The sequence below is a fragment of the Tropicimonas sp. genome (assembly GCF_047971885.1).
In the GTDB taxonomy this organism is placed as follows: domain Bacteria; phylum Pseudomonadota; class Alphaproteobacteria; order Rhodobacterales; family Rhodobacteraceae; genus Tropicimonas.
On the sequence record NZ_JBKEAE010000121.1, the window covers coordinates 1 to 17,949 of the forward strand.

At 66.6% G+C, this 17,949-nt stretch carries 22 protein-coding genes; 10 read left to right on the top strand and 12 right to left on the bottom strand.

The window, feature by feature from the left end:
- Window positions 1-224 precede the first annotated feature (224 nt).
- The gene (locus ACK5IR_RS10005) at window positions 225-1,325 is read left to right on the top strand and encodes a hypothetical protein (protein WP_416928439.1); all 1,101 of its coding nucleotides are present in this window, start codon (window positions 225-227) and stop codon (window positions 1,323-1,325) included.
- A gap of 6 nt (window positions 1,326-1,331) precedes the next feature.
- Here ACK5IR_RS10005 and ACK5IR_RS10010 read toward each other — a convergent pair whose 3' ends face one another.
- The 3 genes from ACK5IR_RS10010 to ACK5IR_RS10020 all read right to left on the bottom strand — a co-directional run bounded on the left by ACK5IR_RS10010 (window position 1,332) and on the right by ACK5IR_RS10020 (window position 4,121).
- On the bottom strand, window positions 1,332-2,018 hold the full coding sequence (locus ACK5IR_RS10010) for a D-lyxose/D-mannose family sugar isomerase (protein ID WP_416928441.1): 687 nt from the start codon (window positions 2,016-2,018) through the stop codon (window positions 1,332-1,334).
- Window positions 2,019-2,083: 65 nt separating this feature from the next.
- Window positions 2,084-3,259, bottom strand: a complete 1,176-nt coding sequence (locus tag ACK5IR_RS10015; protein ID WP_416928443.1) for a pyridoxal phosphate-dependent aminotransferase — start codon at window positions 3,257-3,259, stop codon at window positions 2,084-2,086.
- A 19-nt stretch (window positions 3,260-3,278) separates the two neighbouring features.
- Complete coding sequence (locus ACK5IR_RS10020) at window positions 3,279-4,121, bottom strand: fumarylacetoacetate hydrolase family protein (RefSeq protein WP_416928446.1); 843 nt, start codon at window positions 4,119-4,121, stop codon at window positions 3,279-3,281.
- Window positions 4,122-4,331: 210 nt separating this feature from the next.
- Between ACK5IR_RS10020 and ACK5IR_RS10025 the strand changes: the two genes are divergently transcribed.
- The 3 genes from ACK5IR_RS10025 to aspS all read left to right on the top strand — a co-directional run bounded on the left by ACK5IR_RS10025 (window position 4,332) and on the right by aspS (window position 7,679).
- Window positions 4,332-4,928 (top strand): uracil-DNA glycosylase family protein, encoded by a 597-nt coding sequence (locus ACK5IR_RS10025; protein ID WP_416928448.1) that lies wholly within the window; start codon window positions 4,332-4,334, stop codon window positions 4,926-4,928.
- Window positions 4,925-5,719 carry an SseB family protein gene (locus tag ACK5IR_RS10030; RefSeq protein WP_416928450.1) on the top strand — a complete coding sequence of 265 codons (795 nt, stop codon included), beginning with the start codon at window positions 4,925-4,927 and terminating at the stop codon, window positions 5,717-5,719. Before ACK5IR_RS10025 ends, ACK5IR_RS10030 begins: the two co-directional genes overlap by 4 nt.
- A 184-nt stretch (window positions 5,720-5,903) precedes the next feature.
- A complete protein-coding gene (gene aspS, locus ACK5IR_RS10035; RefSeq protein ID WP_416928452.1) occupies window positions 5,904-7,679 on the top strand; it encodes an aspartate--tRNA ligase in 1,776 nt (591 codons plus the stop codon).
- Window positions 7,680-7,891: 212 nt separating this feature from the next.
- On the opposite strand, the gene ACK5IR_RS10040 is transcribed toward aspS, so the two are convergent.
- Window positions 7,892-8,611, bottom strand: coding sequence for a response regulator (locus tag ACK5IR_RS10040; RefSeq protein WP_416928454.1), 720 nt, complete (start codon window positions 8,609-8,611; stop codon window positions 7,892-7,894).
- A 149-nt stretch (window positions 8,612-8,760) separates the two neighbouring features.
- Here ACK5IR_RS10040 and mce point away from each other — a divergent pair, with 149 nt between their 5' ends.
- Both mce and ACK5IR_RS10050 read left to right on the top strand, forming a co-directional pair.
- Complete coding sequence (gene mce, locus ACK5IR_RS10045; protein ID WP_416928456.1) at window positions 8,761-9,165, top strand: methylmalonyl-CoA epimerase; 405 nt, start codon at window positions 8,761-8,763, stop codon at window positions 9,163-9,165.
- 3 nt (window positions 9,166-9,168) lie between these two features.
- Complete coding sequence (locus tag ACK5IR_RS10050; RefSeq protein WP_416928458.1) at window positions 9,169-9,480, top strand: DUF1467 family protein; 312 nt, start codon at window positions 9,169-9,171, stop codon at window positions 9,478-9,480.
- A 6-nt stretch (window positions 9,481-9,486) separates the two neighbouring features.
- On the opposite strand, the gene ACK5IR_RS10055 is transcribed toward ACK5IR_RS10050, so the two are convergent.
- Window positions 9,487-10,707 (bottom strand): MFS transporter, encoded by a 1,221-nt coding sequence (locus tag ACK5IR_RS10055; protein ID WP_416928460.1) that lies wholly within the window; start codon window positions 10,705-10,707, stop codon window positions 9,487-9,489.
- Window positions 10,708-10,835: 128 nt separating this feature from the next.
- Here ACK5IR_RS10055 and ACK5IR_RS10060 point away from each other — a divergent pair, with 128 nt between their 5' ends.
- On the top strand, window positions 10,836-11,471 hold the full coding sequence (locus ACK5IR_RS10060) for a DNA-3-methyladenine glycosylase family protein (protein WP_416928462.1): 636 nt from the start codon (window positions 10,836-10,838) through the stop codon (window positions 11,469-11,471).
- 7 nt (window positions 11,472-11,478) lie between these two features.
- Here ACK5IR_RS10060 and ACK5IR_RS10065 read toward each other — a convergent pair whose 3' ends face one another.
- The 3 genes from ACK5IR_RS10065 to ACK5IR_RS10075 are packed head-to-tail and all read right to left on the bottom strand — an operon-like array spanning window position 11,479 to window position 13,896.
- Window positions 11,479-12,186 (bottom strand): EI24 domain-containing protein, encoded by a 708-nt coding sequence (locus ACK5IR_RS10065; RefSeq protein ID WP_416928464.1) that lies wholly within the window; start codon window positions 12,184-12,186, stop codon window positions 11,479-11,481.
- The gene (locus ACK5IR_RS10070) at window positions 12,183-12,761 is read right to left on the bottom strand and encodes a nitroreductase (protein ID WP_416928466.1); all 579 of its coding nucleotides are present in this window, start codon (window positions 12,759-12,761) and stop codon (window positions 12,183-12,185) included. Before ACK5IR_RS10070 ends, ACK5IR_RS10065 begins: the two co-directional genes overlap by 4 nt.
- A gap of 28 nt (window positions 12,762-12,789) precedes the next feature.
- Window positions 12,790-13,896: a class II histone deacetylase gene (locus ACK5IR_RS10075; RefSeq protein WP_416928468.1), complete on the bottom strand. Its 1,107-nt coding sequence runs from the start codon at window positions 13,894-13,896 to the stop codon at window positions 12,790-12,792.
- A gap of 63 nt (window positions 13,897-13,959) precedes the next feature.
- Between ACK5IR_RS10075 and ACK5IR_RS10080 the strand changes: the two genes are divergently transcribed.
- Window positions 13,960-14,217: a DUF167 domain-containing protein gene (locus ACK5IR_RS10080; RefSeq protein WP_416928470.1), complete on the top strand. Its 258-nt coding sequence runs from the start codon at window positions 13,960-13,962 to the stop codon at window positions 14,215-14,217.
- Between the two features lie 2 nt (window positions 14,218-14,219).
- Here ACK5IR_RS10080 and ACK5IR_RS10085 read toward each other — a convergent pair whose 3' ends face one another.
- From ACK5IR_RS10085 to ACK5IR_RS10095, 3 genes are all read right to left on the bottom strand, one after another.
- Window positions 14,220-15,293: a 5-(carboxyamino)imidazole ribonucleotide synthase gene (locus tag ACK5IR_RS10085; RefSeq protein WP_416928472.1), complete on the bottom strand. Its 1,074-nt coding sequence runs from the start codon at window positions 15,291-15,293 to the stop codon at window positions 14,220-14,222.
- Window positions 15,286-15,774, bottom strand: a complete 489-nt coding sequence (gene purE, locus ACK5IR_RS10090; RefSeq protein WP_416928474.1) for a 5-(carboxyamino)imidazole ribonucleotide mutase — start codon at window positions 15,772-15,774, stop codon at window positions 15,286-15,288. The genes ACK5IR_RS10085 and purE overlap by 8 nt, the downstream gene beginning before the upstream one ends.
- A 67-nt stretch (window positions 15,775-15,841) precedes the next feature.
- Window positions 15,842-16,060: a YdcH family protein gene (locus tag ACK5IR_RS10095; protein WP_416928476.1), complete on the bottom strand. Its 219-nt coding sequence runs from the start codon at window positions 16,058-16,060 to the stop codon at window positions 15,842-15,844.
- A gap of 162 nt (window positions 16,061-16,222) precedes the next feature.
- Here ACK5IR_RS10095 and ACK5IR_RS10100 point away from each other — a divergent pair, with 162 nt between their 5' ends.
- Together ACK5IR_RS10100 and ACK5IR_RS10105 are read left to right on the top strand one after the other, a co-directional pair.
- Window positions 16,223-16,636, top strand: coding sequence for an Hsp20 family protein (locus ACK5IR_RS10100; RefSeq protein WP_416928478.1), 414 nt, complete (start codon window positions 16,223-16,225; stop codon window positions 16,634-16,636).
- 9 nt (window positions 16,637-16,645) lie between these two features.
- Window positions 16,646-16,879 (top strand): DUF1150 family protein, encoded by a 234-nt coding sequence (locus ACK5IR_RS10105; protein ID WP_416928480.1) that lies wholly within the window; start codon window positions 16,646-16,648, stop codon window positions 16,877-16,879.
- 107 nt (window positions 16,880-16,986) lie between these two features.
- On the opposite strand, the gene cysC is transcribed toward ACK5IR_RS10105, so the two are convergent.
- The coding region (gene cysC / locus ACK5IR_RS10110) for an adenylyl-sulfate kinase (protein WP_416928482.1) at window positions 16,987-17,949 on the bottom strand (963 nt) is incomplete at its 5' end.

The following is a 17,949-nucleotide window of genomic DNA, read 5'->3' on the forward strand; positions in this document are numbered from 1 at the left end:
TACGGCTGCTTCCTTCCGGACCTGACCGGGTTGGCGAGGCGCCTGCCCGCGCCAGCCTCTCGATCCGCCAGTTACGGGATGCGCGCGCCGGAATCAAGCTGCCCGTCGCTGCCTGCGCCGGCGCCCTCCCGGCTGGCGCGAATGAGGCGGGACATTGCGCGCTGGCTGGCATAAGTGTTTTTCGCCCGGATGTGGTTGCCGGGCGAGAACGAACGGATGAACAGATGACTTCCGAACACGGGCAGGTGGACCTTGTTTTCGCCGCCACCGCTGCGGGGCAGGTTGCGATCAACCGCCGGATCGGCAACATTCGCCAGCTTGCGTTTGTCGATGGGGAGCGCAGGGTTGCGCCGCTGCACACCGCGCCCTGGGTGGGCGAGGCCGCGGGTGAATTACCGGCGGGGCTCGATCCGGTCGAACGCGGCCTGTCGGGCGATTTCTTCTGTGCGCCGTTCGGGGCCAACAACCTCGAACCGGGGCCGATCCACGGCTGGACGGCCAACAGTGCCTGGCAGGTGCTGGAACACGGCGAGGGAACGCTGGGCTTGCGGCTGGAACGGCCGGTGATGGGGGCCACCGTGTTCAAATCGCTCAGTCTGGGGCGGAATGCACCGCTGCTCAGCCAGCGGCACCGGATCGTCGGCGGCGAGGGCAGGCTGCCGGTGGCGCATCACCCGATGATCCACATGGCGGCAGGTGGCAGGTTCACCACCTCGGCCAAGCGGCTGGCGCTGACACCCGAAATGCCGCTCGAACCCGGCCGCAACAGGCTCGCCTGTCCGGCGGGCAGTACCGATCCTGCGGCCTTTCCAGCCGCCGGCGGCGGAACGGTCGATCTGGGGCAATTGCCGGTCGGCCGTGGGACAGAGGATTTTGTCACCCTGATCGAGGCCGAGGGCAGCCGTCTGGGCTGGAGCGCCGTCCTGCGCGCGGCCGAGGACGATATCGTGATCGTGCTCAAGGATCCGCGTGTGCTGCCGGTCACGATGCTGTGGCATTCCAACGGCGGACGGGATTATTCCCCGTGGAACGGGCGGCACAGCGGCGTTCTGGGAATTGAGGATGGCGTCGCGCCGGGTGCCGCCGGGCACAGGGGCGTTCTGGGGGCGAACCCGATCTCGGATGCGGGCGTTCCGGTCGCGCTCGACCTCGCGCCGGGGCGCGAACATGTGATCGAACACGCGATCCTCGCCTTCGCACGGCCGGCCGGATGGGGAGCGGTCGCGGATGTCGAAATCTCGGGCGACCGGCTGACGGTCACCGCCGATACCGGCGGCAACCGCAGCTTCGATCTCGACCCTGAAATCGGCCTGCCGGGCCGGTAGGGCGCCCTATCGCAGCCAGGTGTCGTAGTCGCTGACCAGCAGGTGGGCCGGGGCGATGTCTTCCTCGATCTCGGCGAAACGGCCGATGGGATCGCGAAAGATGTTGTCGGTCAGATCGTCGTTGACGGTCGATACCTCGCCGATCAGCACATCGCCGCCCGCGCCCCAGAAGGCATGCCAGTCGCCGGGCATCAGCGTCACGCTTTCGCCGGGCCGGAGCAGCAGGACCTCGCCGGGCCGGAAGACGCGCGAAACGCCGTCGCACATCACCGTGCCGCCGGCGGTTTCGTCGAAGTTCCCCTCCGGGTCCGAACCAAACAGCTCGATCGCCAGGGTAGCGCCGCCTCGGTTGATGATATCCTCGGCCTTGATGATGTGCCGGTGCATCGGGCTGATCTGGTCCTGACGCGAGATCAGCAGCTTTTCGGCGTAACACATGCCGCCGCCGCGTTGCAGATCGGACAATTCGCCGTTGCGAAGGGTGAAAAGGAACAGGCCCAGCCGGTCGAAATCGCCCTGGCCGTAATCGGTTATGTCCCATCCCATGCGCGCGCCGATCACACGGGCGGAGCGGGTGGCGTTGGCCCTGAACTCCTCGGGGGTCCAGTAGGCGAAGGGCGGCAGCACGAAGCCGTGCGAGCGGATAAGATCGTCGGCCGCAGCCATGATCTCGTTGATGCGGGAGCGTTTCATCGAGGGTCCTTTCGAAGCGATGGGGATGCGGTTCGCGCGCCGGCGGTGCCGCCGGCGCGCGTCGGTCAGGGCTGCCCGGTCCTCAGGAAGTCGTCCATCCTGTGCAGAGCTTGCGCGATGTCATCGCGGCTCGCGGCATAGCTCAGGCGGATGTAGCCCTCGCCCAAAATGCCGAAGTCGGGACCGCCGATGGTGGCGACGCCGGCCCGTTCCAGCAGGGCCGAGGCAAGCGGCTTGGCCTTCCACCCGGTCGCGCCGATGTTCGGGAAGGTGTAAAACGCGCCCTTCGGCACGACACAGGAGACCCCGGGCAGGGCGTTCAGCCCGTCGACCACCAGTTTCCGGCGGGCGTCGAACTCATCTACCATTGCCAGAACCGCGTCCTGCGGGCCGGTCAGCGCCTCGATCGCGGCGTATTGCGACGGCGCGTTGACGCAGGACCAGGCGTTGACCGCCAGTTTGCGCACCTTGTCGTAGAGCCCGTCGGGCCAGACCGAATATCCCATCCGCCAGCCGGTCATGGCATAGGTCTTGGACCAGCCGTTCAGCAGGATCAGCCGGTCGCGAATCTGGGGATATCCCAGCAGGGTGACGTGTTCCTCACCGTCATAGAGTATCTGGTCGTAAATCTCGTCCGACATCACGGCGACCTGCGGATGGTCGGCCAGCCCCACCACCAGCCGGTCGATCTCGGCCCGTGGCGTGACGCCGCCGCAGGGGTTGGCGGGTGAGTTGAGGATCAGCAGGCGGGTGCGCGGCGTAACGAGCGACAGGGTTTCCTCCGCCGATACGGCAAAACCCATCCCCTCGCGGATCGGGACGGGAACCGGCGTTGCGCCGGTGAATTCGATCATCGAACGGTAGATCGGGAAGCCGGGGTCGGGATAGAGGATTTCGGCCCCCGGTTCGCCGAACATCAGGATCGCCGCGAACATCGTGATCTTGCCGCCGGGAACCACGATCACCCTGTCGGGCGAGACGTCGACACCGAAGCGCCGGTCGAGATCGCCCGCGACCGCCTCGCGCAGCGCCGGCAGGCCCGTTGCCGGGGTGTAGCCATGATGGCCGTCGCGCAGCGCCCTGACCGCCGCCTCGACGATATTTTCCGGCGTCGGAAAATCGGGCTGGCCGATCCCGAGATTGATGATGTCGCGCCCCGCCGCCGCCAGTTCCCCGGCGCGCGCCAGAACGGCAAAGGCGTTTTCCTCGCCGATGCGATCGAATCCCGCAATGGTTTGCATGTTCCGCCCTCCGGTCCGGTCAGATCTGCCAGGCGCGGGTGGTCTGTACCTGCTCGCCCAGCCCGGCGATACCGAGCCGCAGCTTGTCGCCCGGCCTGAGGAAGCGCTGCGGCGTCTTGCCCATGCCGACGCCCGGCGGTGTGCCGGTCGAGATCAGATCGCCCGGCTCCAGGGTGATGAACTCGCTCAGATGGGCGATGATCTCGGCCACGCCGAAGATCATGGTACCGGTGTTTCCGGTCTGCATCCGTTCGCCGTTCACATCCAGGAACATGTCGAGCGCCTGCGGGTCCGGTACCTCGTCGGGGGTTGCCAGCCAGGGGCCGACGGGTGCGAACCCGTCGCAGGACTTGCCCTTGACCCACTGCCCGCCGCGTTCGATCTGAAAGGCGCGCTCGGAAAGATCGTTGACCACGCAATAGCCCGCAACATGCTCGAGCGCGCTGGCGACGGCCACATGTTGCGCGCGCCGCCCGATCACCACGCCCAGCTCGACCTCCCAGTCGGTTTTCTGCGAGCCTTTGGGGATGACGATTTCGTCGTTGGCGCCGGTCGGCGGGCAGACCTTCATGAAGAGGATCGGTTCTTTCGGAATCGCCGCGCCCGTTTCGGCGGCATGGTCGGAATAGTTCAGCCCGATGCAGAATATCCGCCGGATATCGGACAACACGGGGGCATAGTCGCGGTCGGCGATTTCCGGCAGGCTGCCCGGATCCAGCCCCTCGATGAAGCTCAGACGGCCATAGGCGATATCGTCCCGTGTCAGGTCGTCGATATGGGCGGCGATGCTGCGGTGCGTGCCGTCCGCTGCGACCACGGCGGGAACGATTCCGTCGGCGGTTCTGATGCGGCAGTATTTCATGGCTGGGATTCCTCTCGCTCCGGGTCAGGCGCAGGTGAACGCCATTTGCCGCCGATGACAAGACGGCTGGCGGCGAAATGCCCGATTCGGCCTGCGACATCTGGCTGACAGCCCCGGGTACTGGACGGCGACGGCGCTTCCGGGGTTTACTTTCTCCGGTGTCGGCGCGATGCGCCCGTCACCGGTTCAATCCTGCGCGGGAGCCCGTCGATGATCCAGCCGGATACGCTGCCTGACCGAATTCGCGCCTGCCGCATATGCGCCGGCGATTTCGCCCGGGCCGATCCGCCCGTCGCGCCGCGGCCGGTCGTCTGGTTCGGGCGGCGCGCGCGGATTCTGATTGCCGGTCAGGCGCCCGGAACCAGAGTCTATCGGTCCGGCATTCCGTTCGACGATGCTTCGGGAAAACGGCTGCGGGAATGGCTGGCGATGGACCGCGAGACCTTCTATGACCGGAACCGCATCGCGATCGTTCCCATGGCCTTCTGTTTTCCCGGCCTCAGGAATGGCGCCGACCTGCCTCCGCCCGGGGTCTGCGCCGGAACCTGGCGCGCCGAGGTGATGGGCTATGCCGGGCCGTTCGATTTGACCCTGCTTGTCGGCGGTTATGCGCAGAAATACCATCTCGGCGACGCGGCTTCGGGCGGTGTCGGTGCGACGGTTGCCGCGTGGCGGGACCTTGCGCCCGATGTGTTCCCCTTGCCTCATCCGTCCTGGCGCAATACGCGGTGGCTGAAAGACAATCCCTGGTTTGCCGCCGAACTGCTGCCGGCGCTGCGCGCCAGGGTGACCGAGGTGCTGAGATGAACGACGATGCGACACCGCTCGATATCGCCCACCGGGCGATGGCCGCAAATCCCGACGACGGCGCGGCACGGCTGCGGTTCTACGACCGGCTGGGCGAATCGGAACTGTTCCTTCTGCTGGCGGGCGAACCCGAGGGGGACACGATCGTCCCGCAGCTTTTTCCGCTCGAGACGTCGCAGGTGGTGCTGGTCTTCGACCGCGAGGAGCGCCTGTCAGATTTCGTCGGCGGGCCGGCCGATTTTGCCGCCCTTTCCGGCCGGCAGGTGGTGCGCCTGCTGACCGGGCGCGAGATCGGGCTGGGGGTGAATTTCGGTGTCGAAGGCTCGGAGATCGCGATTCCGGCGGAAGCAGTAGCATGGCTGTCGGATGTGCTGGACCATACGCCCGCCGAAGCCGAGGAACGCCCGCGCGAGATCGCCGCTCCCGGCGGGATACCCGAGGCGGTTCTGACGGGGCTCGATACAAAACTTGCCACCGCGCGCGGGCTGGCGCGCGCCGCCTATCTGGTGCGGGCAGGCTACGAAAGCGGGCGGAAGGCGCATCTGCTGGCCTTTGTCGACGCGGTTTCCGGCGCCGAGCGCGCGCTGGCCAACGCGGTGGGAGAGGCGCTGACCTTTTCCGGCGTCGACGCCGGGGAACTGGACGTAGCCTTCTTTGCCGCCAGCGATACCATTTCCGCCACGCTTGCCCGGGTGGGGCTGCGGTTCGACCTGCCCGAAGCGGAAATGCCGGAGATCGTCGAGATGGACGCGCCGGGCATGGACCCGGAGGAACCGCCGATCCTGCGCTGAACCCCGGCCGGCGGGGCCCCCGCCTGTCCTCGGCGCCTTGCGGCACCTCGTCCCGCCGGGCCCGGCGCGCCTGCGGCGCGATAACGGCCCGGGCCCGGTGGCGATTGCGCCCGCGCCGCTTGACATCCCGCGCCCCGCGCGGTGTATCGGCGCGGATTCAGACCTTCGCCGAAAGGGCTCCGCAATGCACGCCTATCGCAGCATGACCTGCGCCGACCTCACCCGCACCAACGTTGGCCAGACCGTCCGCCTGTCGGGCTGGGTTCACCGGATCCGGGATCATGGCGGGGTGCTTTTCATCGACCTGCGCGACCATTACGGCATCACGCAGCTTATCTGCGACGCAGACAGCCCGGTCTTTGCCGAAGTCGAGAAACTGCGCGCGGAATGGTGCATCCGCATCGACGGCGAGGTCAAGGCGCGCGACGAAAGCCTGGTCAATCCCAGGCTGCCAACCGGCGAGGTCGAGGTCTTCGTGCTCGGCCTCGAAGTGCTGGGGGCGGCCGAGGAACTGCCGCTGATGGTGTTCGGCGATCAGGAATATCCCGAGGAGACGCGGCTGCGCTACCGGTTCCTCGACCTGCGGCGCGACGCGATGCAGAGAAACATGACCCTGCGTTCGGATGTGGTGGCCTCGATGCGCCGCCGCATGTGGGATCAGGGCTTTCGCGAATACCAGACCCCGATCATCACCGCGTCGAGCCCCGAGGGCGCACGCGATTTCCTCGTGCCGTCGCGTCTGCATCCGGGCAGGTTCTATGCCCTGCCGCAGGCGCCGCAGCAGTTCAAGCAGCTGATGATGGTGGCGGGCTTCGACCGCTATTTCCAGATCGCGCCCTGTTTCCGCGACGAGGACCCGCGCGCCGACCGTTCGCCGACCGATTTCTACCAGCTCGACATGGAGATGAGCTTTGTCACCCAGCAGGATGTGTTCGACACCATCCAGCCGGTGCTGCAGGGCGTTTTCGAAGAGTTCGGCCAGGGGGCGAAGGTCGACCGGCAATGGCCGCAGATCACCTATCGCGATGCGGCGCTGTGGTACGGCACCGACAAGCCCGACCTGCGCAACCCGATCAGGATGCAGGATGTCTCGGACCATTTCCGGGGCTCGGGTTTTGCCATCTTCGCCAGACTGCTGGAACAGGAAGGGACCGAGGTCCGCGCCATTCCCGCCCCCACCGGCGGCAGCCGCAAGTTCTGCGACCGGATGAACAGGTTCGCCCAGGAGCAGGGGCTTCCGGGGATGGGCTATATCTTCTGGCGCGACGGTGAGGACGGGCTGGATGCCGCCGGGCCGCTGGCCAAGAACATCGGCCCTGAACGGACCGAGGCGATCCGCCGGCAACTCGGGCTCGGCGTCGGCGATGCGGCCTTCTTTCTCGGCGGCAAACCCGCCGTCTTCGAGGCGGTGGCGGGGCGCGCGCGCAACGTGATCGGCGAGGAACTGGGCCTGACCGAAAAGGACCGCTTCGCCTTTGCCTGGATCGTCGATTTCCCGATCTACCAGAAGGATCCGGAAACCGGGAAGATCGATTTCGATCACAACCCGTTCTCGATGCCCAGGGGTGGGCTCGAGGCGCTGGAAGGCGATCCGCTGATGGTGACCGGCTTCCAGTACGACCTGGCCTGCAACGGCTACGAGCTGGTCTCGGGCGCGATCCGCAATCACAAGCCGGAAATCATGTTCCGGGCGTTCGAGATCGCGGGCTATCCGCGTGAGGAGGTGCTTCGGCGTTTCGGTGGCATGGTCAACGCGTTCAGGTTCGGTGCGCCGCCACACGGCGGTTGCGCGGCCGGGATCGACCGGATCGTCATGCTGCTGGCCGATGAGGTGAACATCCGCGAGGTCATCATGTTCCCGATGAACCAGCGCGCCGAAGACCTGATGATGGGTGCGCCGTCCGATCCGACCAACGAGCAGCTTCGCGAATTGTCGCTGCGGATCGTGCCTCAGGACTGAACGGCGCGTGAATCCGCAAACGGAACGCCCGGCCGAACCGGCCGGGCGGTGTTCTTTTCTGTGCGATACAGCCTGTACAGCCTGACGACATGATTCTGATCAAACCCTCAGGCTGTAACCTTCTGATTTTCCGCTTGTCTGCGCAAATTTGAGGATCGGATTTGCTTCCGCCAGCTATACGCCTGCGGACGGTTTCGGAACCGGGCAGAAGCTCAGAAGACCGGGCCGCCCGGTTGTCTTGCCACGACCATCGAGTTGATTTCGCTGATGGCGCGCGTCGTTTCCCGGCTGCCCGGGCGCGCGGCGGCAAAACGTGTCGCGGCCCGGGCCAGCCCGTCGTCGCCGGAGGAGGTGGCCAGCGACGAGAGGAACTGGGCGACGTATTTGACCGTCCGGTTGTCCTTCGATCCCGAAAGGACCCGGGCGGCATGTTTCAGATCGTCCTTCAGGGCGAGCCGGTCGGGCACGACCTGGTCGATGGGAATCGGACGCGGACCGAACGACCTGAGTTCGGCGGGCAGGTGAGCGAGGATCGCCTGCTGGAAAGCGGCGACGCTGGCGACCGGTTTGGCCAGGAAGCCGTCGGCCCCGGCGGTCAGAATTGGCTTTTCCGCCGCCATGTCGCCGCTCGACCCGAGCAGGACGGGCACCCGCGGCTCCGCCAGGGCAAGTTCCCCGATCAGGTCGGTGCCGGTGCCGTCCGGCAGGCCGAAATCGACAATCACCACGGTGGGCATGTACAGCGTCAGGTGACGCCGCGCCGAGGCGAGACAATCGGCGCGCCGGATGCGGGCGCCGCTGCGCAGGCACATCAGGCGCAGCGCCTCGCAGGCGAAGCGGCTGTCTTCGACGACAAGAACCGTCAGGCCCAGCAACGGCCGGTCGGCGGTGGGCCTGCGTGTCATCATGATCCTGGAGAGGTCGTCCGCCATGCTCCGTCCTTTCATATTGCCCGAAGCATCAAAGGTGATTCTGCCTAACGGCCGGTAAATGGACCCTGCGCCGCAGGCCACACTCTTGCGAAAGGTTGCGGCGCGGAGCGATAAGACGGGGCGAATTCATCAAGACAAGGAAGCTGATCATGATCGGTCGTCTCAACCACGTTGCCATCGCCGTTCCCGACCTGGAAGCTGCATCCGAGCAGTATCGCTCCGTTCTGGGGGCGAATGTCGGCGCGCCGCAGGACGAACCCGATCACGGTGTCACGGTGGTTTTCATCGAACTGCCCAATACCAAGCTCGAACTGCTCTATCCGCTGGGCGAGAAATCCCCCATCCAGGGATTTCTCGACAAGAACCCGTCGGGCGGTATCCATCACATGTGCTTCGAGGTCGACGACATCATCGCCGCTCGCGACCGGCTCAAGGCCGAAGGCGCCCGGGTGCTGGGCAGCGGTGAACCCAGGATCGGTGCGCACAAAAAACCGGTGCTGTTCCTGCATCCGAAGGATTTCAACGGCTGCCTGATCGAGCTGGAGCAGGTCTGAGGCATGGCCGTGACCTCCGCCATCGTGCTGCTGGTCGTGTTCTGGTTCATGGTGTTCTTCATCGTGCTTCCGCTCCGCCTGACCACGCAGCAGGAAAGCGGAAGCGTGGTCGAGGGCACGCCGGGCTCCGCCCCGGCGAACCCGCAACTCAAACGCAAGGTCCGGATCGTGACGGCGATAGCGCTGCCGCTGTGGGCGATCGCCTGCGCGATCATCCTCAGCGGTGCAATTCCGGCCGATTACCTCAGCATGTATCACCGTTTCGGCCCGGAGCGTATTGCCCCGGGCGGCGGGCAGGCGGAGGGCGCCCGGTAGCGCCCGTCAGTCCTCGGGGCGCAGGGTCAGCCAGATCAGCGCGCCGCCCGCCAGCGCCAGAAACGGCGCCATGGCAAGGTTGACCGAGACCCATCCTTCGGCCGCGTTGCCACCCGAGCAGTTCATCAGCCCGCCCGATACCAGCGAGGCGAGCGCGACGCAGCCGAAGACCAGCATGTCGTTCATGCCCTGCACGCGCCCGCGTTCCTCGGCCGTGTGGGCCCCCGCCAGCATGGAGGTGGCGCCGATGAAGCCGAAGTTCCAGCCGATGCCAAGCAGTACAAGCGCAAGGAAGAAGTTGGAAAGCTCCACCCCCTGCAACGCCACCGCGCCCGAGCAGGCCAGGATCAGCAGCCCGATCGAGATGATGGTCCGGACCCCGAAGCGCGATATGAGCTGGCCGGTGACAAAGGAAGGCGCGAACATGGCAAGCACATGGGCGGTGACGACAAAACCCGCGGTTTCGGTCTGAAATCCGCACCCCACCACGGCAAGCGGCGTCGATGTCATGACCAGGTTCATCAGCGCGTAGGAAACCATTGCGCAGATGATGGCGACAAAGATTGTCGGATCGCGCAGCAGTTCCATCCGTGTGCGCCCGGTGGGGCTGCCGGATTTCGGGGCCGGGGGTCTGGGGATGTCGAGCAGCAGGAACAGGGTCATGCCGACGAGGTTGAGCGCGACAACCCCGAGGTAGGTGCCGAGAAACGGAACCACATAGGCATCGACCAGCGATGTTCCCAGCGTCGGGCCGATCACCGCGGCGACAAGACCGCCCGCCAGCACGTAGGAGATCGCCTTCGGCCGGAACTCGGGCGAGGCCGTGTCGGCGGCGGCGAAGCGGTAGAAGCCCTGCGCCGACATGTAGATACCGGTCAGATAGGACCCCAGCAGGAAGATCGTGAAACTGTAGGTCCACAGCCCGTAGGCCGAGACGACCGCGCCCAGAATGGCGCCGGTGACCCCGACGACGAACCCGGCCTGCCGCCCGAGCACCTGCATGAGCGACGAAAGCCATGGTGCGGTTGTCATCGACCCGATCACCACCATCGTGATGGGCAGCGTGGCAAGGCAGGCATTCGGTGCCAGCATGCCGCCCGCCAGCCCGGCGACGGTAAAGATCATCGGCATCTGCGCGCCGAGAATGGCGTTCGCCGCGACCAGAACGGCCACGTTGCGCCGGGCGCGCCGGTCGTCGGGGGCGAGATCTGTGGGAACATCGGTCATGACCGAGCAATATCGGCGCCGCCTCCCGCCGGCAAGCTTTCGCCGTCGCGCAGGGCATGTGCGGTCTTGCCTGTCGGTCCTGACGCCCTATGCTCCGGCTTCGGACAGCAGAAGGAAACAGGCGGTTCATGCGCAATGTCGGACGGATCATCGAAACCCCCGCCTGCGTGGCCGAGGGTGCGGCGCATCTGTGCATCGTCGAGCCGCGGTTTGCCGCGGCGCTCGAACAGACCGGCCCCTTGCCGCTCAGGCGCCGCAAGGACGGGTTCGAGGCGCTGCTGACGGCGATCGTCAGCCAGCAGGTTTCGGTTGCCGCGGCCGATGCGATCTGGCGGCGGCTCAAGGCGGCGCGCCTGACCGGGCCGCGCAAGGTGATGTGGGCCTGCGAGGAGGAACTGCGCGCCTGCGGGCTGAGCCGGCAGAAGGTTCGTTATGCCAAGGCGCTGGCCGAGGCGCGGATCGACTATGCCGCGCTGCGCGCCGCCCCCGAGGCGACGGTGATCGAAACCCTTACCGCGGTGCCCGGCATCGGCCGCTGGACAGCCGAGATCTATGCGATGTTCTCGCTCGGGCGGGCGGATGTGTTCGCGCCGGGCGATCTGGCGTTGCAGGAGGCGGCGCGCATCCTGTTCGAGCTCGACGCCCGCCCCGGCGAGCGGCACCTGCGCGCGATGGCCGAGGCGTGGACACCGTGGCGCGGGGTGGCGGCGCGGCTGCTCTGGGCTTATTTCCGCGTTGCCAGGGACCGCGAGGGTATTCGTTGAACAAACCCTACGGCGCCGGCGTGAGTTCCGGCGTTTCCAGCCGGTGATAGAGATGCGTGAAGGTCGCCACGCCCAGAACGGGAACGAACAGGTTGACGATGGGCACCGACAGCGGCGCCGCCATCAGAATGCCGGCGATCCAGATCTGCGGCATGTGCCTGCGCCGCGCCGCTGTTGCACCCTGGCGCCCGATCCGGCGCATGGCGACAAGCTGAAAATACTCGCGCCCGAGCAGATAGCCGTTGACGATCCAGAACAGGAACGGCGCAAACGGCCCCGAGACGAAATAGAGCGCCAGCGCGATCAGGTTCACCACGACGATCACCGCCAGAAATCCCAGACTGTCGCGCAGCGCCTCACTCCAGGGTACGCCGGGGGCGGGCGGCAGGCCGGGGTAATAGCGCTCCTCGACCGCTTGCGCGATCTCCTCCAGAAACAGGCCGGTAAAGGCCGAGGCGACCGGCACCATCAGGAAGACCGAGGCGACCATCATCGCCCCGACCACCGTCCCCTCGGCGAGAGTGTCGGCAAAACCGATCGTCCGGCCGAACAGTTCGAAGCTTTCCGGCACGAGGCCGCCCACCAGCCACGCCAGCGCCCAGGTGGCCAGAAACAGCAGCAGCACCGTCAACACCAGCCCCAGCAGAAGAACCCGCAGAAAGCGCCGGTCGGTTATCTGGGCAAGCGCCAGCCGGATGTCGGAGAAGACGTTCAAGCGCGCATCCATTCGACGATGGCATCGAGATCCGGGCGCGGCCGTTCGGGCGGCGCCACCGTTTCGGTGCCGATATGGATGAAGCCGGCGATGCTCTCCTGCGGCGCGAGCCCCAGCCCCCGTTCGACAAACGGCCGGTCGAAGCTGGCCCAGCCCGACAGCCAGTTGGCGCCCCAGCCGGCGGCCAGTGCCGCCATCAGAAGCCCGTAGCAGGCCGCCCCCGCCGAAAGCAGCTGCTCGCTTTCCGGAACGTCATCGCTGGGTCTGGGGGATGCGACCACCGCAACCGCAAGATCGGCATCGGCGAACTGGCGTTCCATCTTTTCGACCTTCTCCGGCGCGATGCCGAGGGCATCGGCCCGAGCGGGGACCATGCCCGCCAGACGGTTCAGGGCCGGCTTCTCCAGCACGATGAAACGCCACGGCTCCAGTTTCTTGTGATCGGGTGTGCGGGCGGCGACGGTCAGCAGCCGGCGCAGTTCGGCCTCGTCCGGGACCGGCGCGGTCAGGGTTTTCGCCGGACGCGAGCGACGGGCGAGCAGAAAATCGAAAGCGGCCTGATTGGGTTGAGGCATGGGAACTCCATCGGTTGACGGGCAACATCTAGGTGGACAGGAAGAACCGTTCCAGATCGCCGATCAGCGCATCGACCATGGCGATGTGGCGCGGTCCGGGCTGGCGGGCGCCGACGGTCTCGCGCATCGGGTCGGGCACGCTGACCGGCGCACCGGAAAGCGCCTCGAGCGTGGCATGCCCGCAGAAGGGCACATAGGCTTCGGAATAGCCGCCCTCGTGCACCAGAACCAGCCGGCCGCCGCACAGCGCCTCGGCGGCCGCGCGTGCCCGTTCGGTGAGCGCGCGGAATGTATGGGCGCCGGCGAACATCCGCCCCAGCGGATCGAAGGCGCAGGCGTCGAAGCCGCAGGCGACCACGATGGCATCGGGCCCGAACGAATCGAGGGCCGGCCGCACCAGCCGGTCGAACGCCGCGAGGTAGCTGTCGTGCCCGGTGCCGGGGGGCAGGGGGATGTTCATGTTGGCGCCGCGCCCGGCGCCCCGGCCGCGCCGTTCGGCATTGCCCGTATCGAGAGGGTAGTTCCGTTCCTGATGGAGCGAGATCGTCAGAACCTCGGCGCGGTCGTAGAAGATAGCCTCGGTGCCGTTGCCGTGATGTACGTCCCAGTCGACCACGGCGATCCGCCGGGCCAGCCCCGCCGCCAGCGCCGATTCGATGGCGATGGCGATATTGGACAGAAGACAGAAACCATTGGGAAAATCGGGCAGGCAATGGTGGCCGGGCGGGCGAGACAGCGCATAGGCATTGGTCAGGTCACCCCGCAGAACCGCCGCCAGCGCCGATTCGGCCAGTCCGGCCGAAAGCGCCGCGATCTCGTAGCCGCCCGGCCCGAAGGGTGTGCGCAGGCCCAGTTCGCCGCCGCGTTCGTCCGACAGGGCCTTGAAGGATTCGAGGTAGCTTTCGGGATGGACACGGCGCAGGGCGCCCTCGCTGGCCGGTGCGGCACTCTGCATCGCAAGATGCCGGTCGATGCCGGAAACCCGCATCAGGTTGAGAAGCCGCCGCTTTGCTTCGGGGCTTTCGGGCAGGCCGGCGGGCAGCGGCTGCACGAACCCGCCGACCGGCAGGGTCAGCGCGTAATTTCCGCCACCGTGCCAGAAACACCGTTCATCCCAGAAAAAGCCGGTGGCCATGGTGGTCCTCCCAACGCCGCGCGCTTAGTCTATGTGCGCGACAGGGGAACGGAAAGGGTGGGCATGACCAAGGGCGAACTGGCACATCTTGCAAAGCCGGGGGCCGAGATCGCGGTGCGGGTGACGCCGAAGGCGTCGCGCAATGCGGTGCTTGCCGACGCGACCGGCCTGCGCGTGCTGGTGACGGCCGTGCCCGAGGACGGCAAGGCCAATGCGGGGGTGCAGAAGCTGCTGGCACATGCGCTTGGCATTCCGAAATCGCGGCTGGAACTGATCCGCGGCGCCACGGCGCGCGACAAGGTTTTTCGCGTGGCCGGCTGAGCTCAGTCGCCGCGCGCTGCGATACGGTTGATGTGCCCCATCTTGCGCCCGGGTCGGACCTCGGCCTTGCCGTAGAGATGCAGCGCAACGTCGGGTTCGGCGGCCAGCGCGGGTACGCGGCGCATGTCGTCGCCGATCAGGTTTTCCATCACCACATCGGCATGGCGGCGCCCGTCGCCCAGCGGCCAGCCGGCAATGGCGCGGATATGCTGTTCGAACTGGTCCACCGCGCAGCCGTTCTGTGTCCAGTGGCCGGAATTGTGTACGCGCGGCGCGATCTCGTTGACGATCAGGCCCCGCGGGGTAACAAAAAGCTCCACCCCCATGACCCCGACATAATCGAGCGCGTTCAGGATACGCCCGGCCAGCAGCGCGGCATCGGCCCGCAACCGCGCGGGGATGGCGGCAGGCACCCGCGTGCTGCGCAATATGCCGCTGCGATGGACGTTCTGACCGGGGTCGAAACAGGCGACCTCGCCCGAGATCCCGCGCGCCGCGATGACCGATATTTCCATGTCGAAATCGACGAATCCCTCGAGCACCGCCGGTGCCCCGGCCATTGCGCCATACGCTTCACCGGCCTCGGCGGGATCGGTGATGCGCACCTGTCCCTTGCCGTCATAGCCAAGCCGCCGCGTCTTCAGGATCGCCGGGCATCCGATACGATCAAGCGCTGCCCGAAGATCGCCGAGGCCTGCGATATCTGCGTAGGGCGCAGTCGCCAGTCCGAGCCCGGTCAGGAAGTCCTTTTCGATCATCCGGTCCTGACTGACCGCCAAAGCGCGGCGGTTCGGACGCAGCGGGCGGATCGCCTCGATCCGGTCCAGTGCGTCGGCAGGCACGTTCTCGAACTCGAAGGTCACGACATCGACCGTGCGCGCAAAGGCCTCGAGCGCCGCCGAATCCCCATAGGGCGCCCGGCTAAAGGCCGCCGCGACATCGGCAGCGGGCGCGGCGCCCGGCTCGAAGACATGCGTGCGGTAGCCGAGGCGCGCCGCGGCGACCGAGAGCATGCGGCCAAGCTGACCGCCGCCGAGGATGCCGATCGTGCTGCCGGCGGGCAGGGGCTCATTCATCGGCCGGCACCTCGGGCACGGAAGCCGAGAGCGCGGCGCGCCACGCCTCCAGCCGCCGGGCAAGCCCTGCGTCCTCGTTGGCCAGAATGGCGGCGGCCATCAGCGCGCCATTGGCTGCGCCCGCCGCCCCGATCGCCATCGTGGCGACGGGAAAGCCGCGCGGCATCTGCACGATGGAATAGAGCGAATCGAGCCCCGACAGCGCGCGGCTCTGTACCGGCACGCCGATCACCGGCACGCGGGTTTTGGAGGCGACCATGCCCGGCAGATGTGCCGCGCCGCCGGCGCCGGCGACGATCGACTTCAGCCCGCGCGCCGCAGCGGTCTTGCCGTATTCCCACAGCCGGTCGGGCGTGCGGTGGGCCGAGACGATGCGCACCTCGAAGGGTATATCCAGTTCTTCGAGGATCCGGGCGGCCTCCTTCATGGTGGGCCAGTCTGACTGGCTGCCCATGATCACCCCTACCTTCGGTTCCGCCATCGCGACCTCCATCGAAACAGAGCGCGCACTATAGCCACCCGCGCGCGCAGGGCAATCGGTGGCGGGTTCAGGCGATGATGTCGGGGGTCAGATCGTCCTCGATCGCCGCGATCCGGTCCTTCAGCGCCAGTTTCTGTTTTTTCAGCCGGCGAATGGTGAAGGCGTCGGCGGTGCCCGTTGCCTCGAGCGCGACGATCGCCGCATCCAGATCCCGGTGCCTGCTGATGAGCACCTGAAGCTGCACGCGCTTTACCTCGGTCGGGTCCATCTCTGAGGGGGTGGTCATGGCGTCGTATCGGTCCTCGGGCGAACGGGCCGAATATATTGCAAACCCAAGCCCGCTGGAAGGCCCCGGCTTGCAGTCGTGCCGGCGCACCCCCATATTGCATACGGGTGCCCGGCAATGGGGCCCGACACCGCATGGTCGCTTCCTGAAAGGACATGCCCGATGAGCAAGACCGCCCTCGGTTCGCACCCCTTCCTGCTGGGGTTCGAGCAACTTGAACGCCTCGTCGAGCGGACCGCGAAGTCCGGCAACGACGGCTATCCTCCCTATAACATCGAACAATCGGGAGAGCGGCGCTATCGCATCACGCTTGCGGTGGCGGGTTTTTCGGAAAGCGACCTTTCGATCACGGTCGAGGACCGCCAGCTTGTCGTCAGGGGCCGTCAGGCCGACGACACCGGCGAACGGATATTCCTCTACCGCGGAATTGCCGCCCGTCAGTTCCAGCGCAGTTTCGTGCTGGCCGACGGGGTCGAGGTTTCGGGAGCGGCACTGGAAAACGGCCTGCTGCACGTCGACCTCGAACACGCACTACCGGAAACGGTCGTTCAGACCATCCGCATCGACAGGAAATAGGAGATCTTCATGGATACCAGACATCCCGCTGCCGAAGGTCCCGTCGGGGGCCAGGCCATCGTCTATGTCCGGCCGATTTCGGTTTCGGAACTGCCTGACGAGATTCGCCGGCAGGCGCCGGACACGACCACGCTCTATTCGGTCCACGACGCGTCGGGCCAGCGATTGGCGCTGGTGAACGGGCGCGAACTGGCCTTTACGCTCGCCCGGCAATACGATTTCGTGCCGGTCAACGTTCACTGACCGACGGGCGCGTGCCCGAAGGTCGCTTGCGGCCAGATGGCTGAGAGCGCACAAAAAACGCCCCGCGAACCTGCGGGGCGTTCTGCGTTGCCGGTTGCCGCTTGCACTCAGGCGGCGATCAGGCCGAGGCTTTCCAGTTTCAGAAGCACCTGCTGGGCGCAGTAATCGACATCGACCGCTTCGGTATCGAGCCGGAGTTCGGGGCTTTCCGGCACATCGTAGGGGTCCGAAATCCCGGTGAACTCCTTGATCTTGCCTTCGCGGGCGAGCCTGTAGAGCCCCTTGCGGTCGCGCCGTTCGCATTCCTCGATCGAAGTGGCGACATGCACCTCCACGAAAGCGCCATGACGCTCGATATCCTCGCGCACCGCGCGCCGCGTCGCCGCGTAGGGCGCGATCGGCGCGCAGATGGCGATGCCGCCGTTCTTGGTGATCTCGGAGGCGACAAAGCCGATGCGGCGGATGTTGAGGTCGCGGTGCTCCTTGGAGAAGCCAAGCTCCGAAGAGAGGTTCTTGCGCACCACATCGCCGTCAAGCAGCGTCGTCGGCCGCCCGCCCATCTCCATCAGCTTGACCATCAGCGCATTGGCGATGGTCGATTTTCCGGAGCCGGAGAAGCCGGTGAAGAACACGGTGAAGCCCTGCTGCGAACGTGGCGGACGGGTGCGGCGAAGCTCCTTCACCACCGCCGGGAAGGAGAACCAGTCCGGGATCTCCAGCCCCTCGGCGAGGCGCCGGCGCAGTTCGGTGCCGGAGATGTTGAGGATCGTCACATCGTCCTTGTCGGCGATCTCGTCCACCGGCTCGTATTGCGCGCGGTCCTGCACATAGACCATGTGCTTGAACGGCACCATCTCGATGCCCATCTCCGCCTCGTGCTTGCGGAACAGTTCCTGCGCGTCATAGGGGCCGTAGAAATCCTCGCCCGCGCTGTTGGCGCCGGGGCCGGCATGATCGCGCCCGACGATGAAATGCGTGACACCGTGGTTCTTGCGGATCAGCCCGTGCCACACCGCCTCGCGCGGGCCGGCCATGCGCATGGCGAGGTTCAGCAGGCTCATCGAGGTGGT

What these genes read in the sequence shown, in the direction of transcription:
- mce (WP_416928456.1), top strand. Translation starts at nt 8,761, where the DNA reads ATGATCGGTCGTCTCAACCACGTTGCCATCGCCGTTCCCGACCTGGAA.
- ACK5IR_RS10085 (WP_416928472.1), bottom strand. Translation starts at nt 15,293, where the DNA reads ATGAATGAGCCCCTGCCCGCCGGCAGCACGATCGGCATCCTCGGCGGC.
- purE (WP_416928474.1), bottom strand. Translation starts at nt 15,774, where the DNA reads ATGGCGGAACCGAAGGTAGGGGTGATCATGGGCAGCCAGTCAGACTGG.
- ACK5IR_RS10005 (WP_416928439.1), top strand. Translation starts at nt 225, where the DNA reads ATGACTTCCGAACACGGGCAGGTGGACCTTGTTTTCGCCGCCACCGCT.
- aspS (WP_416928452.1), top strand. Translation starts at nt 5,904, where the DNA reads ATGCACGCCTATCGCAGCATGACCTGCGCCGACCTCACCCGCACCAAC.
- ACK5IR_RS10105 (WP_416928480.1), top strand. Translation starts at nt 16,646, where the DNA reads ATGGATACCAGACATCCCGCTGCCGAAGGTCCCGTCGGGGGCCAGGCC.
- ACK5IR_RS10030 (WP_416928450.1), top strand. Translation starts at nt 4,925, where the DNA reads ATGAACGACGATGCGACACCGCTCGATATCGCCCACCGGGCGATGGCC.
- ACK5IR_RS10020 (WP_416928446.1), bottom strand. Translation starts at nt 4,121, where the DNA reads ATGAAATACTGCCGCATCAGAACCGCCGACGGAATCGTTCCCGCCGTG.
- ACK5IR_RS10050 (WP_416928458.1), top strand. Translation starts at nt 9,169, where the DNA reads ATGGCCGTGACCTCCGCCATCGTGCTGCTGGTCGTGTTCTGGTTCATG.
- ACK5IR_RS10060 (WP_416928462.1), top strand. Translation starts at nt 10,836, where the DNA reads ATGCGCAATGTCGGACGGATCATCGAAACCCCCGCCTGCGTGGCCGAG.
- ACK5IR_RS10075 (WP_416928468.1), bottom strand. Translation starts at nt 13,896, where the DNA reads ATGGCCACCGGCTTTTTCTGGGATGAACGGTGTTTCTGGCACGGTGGC.
- ACK5IR_RS10025 (WP_416928448.1), top strand. Translation starts at nt 4,332, where the DNA reads ATGATCCAGCCGGATACGCTGCCTGACCGAATTCGCGCCTGCCGCATA.
- ACK5IR_RS10040 (WP_416928454.1), bottom strand. Translation starts at nt 8,611, where the DNA reads ATGGCGGACGACCTCTCCAGGATCATGATGACACGCAGGCCCACCGCC.
- ACK5IR_RS10055 (WP_416928460.1), bottom strand. Translation starts at nt 10,707, where the DNA reads ATGACCGATGTTCCCACAGATCTCGCCCCCGACGACCGGCGCGCCCGG.
- ACK5IR_RS10100 (WP_416928478.1), top strand. Translation starts at nt 16,223, where the DNA reads ATGAGCAAGACCGCCCTCGGTTCGCACCCCTTCCTGCTGGGGTTCGAG.
- ACK5IR_RS10015 (WP_416928443.1), bottom strand. Translation starts at nt 3,259, where the DNA reads ATGCAAACCATTGCGGGATTCGATCGCATCGGCGAGGAAAACGCCTTT.
- ACK5IR_RS10010 (WP_416928441.1), bottom strand. Translation starts at nt 2,018, where the DNA reads ATGAAACGCTCCCGCATCAACGAGATCATGGCTGCGGCCGACGATCTT.
- ACK5IR_RS10095 (WP_416928476.1), bottom strand. Translation starts at nt 16,060, where the DNA reads ATGACCACCCCCTCAGAGATGGACCCGACCGAGGTAAAGCGCGTGCAG.
- ACK5IR_RS10080 (WP_416928470.1), top strand. Translation starts at nt 13,960, where the DNA reads ATGACCAAGGGCGAACTGGCACATCTTGCAAAGCCGGGGGCCGAGATC.
- ACK5IR_RS10070 (WP_416928466.1), bottom strand. Translation starts at nt 12,761, where the DNA reads ATGCCTCAACCCAATCAGGCCGCTTTCGATTTTCTGCTCGCCCGTCGC.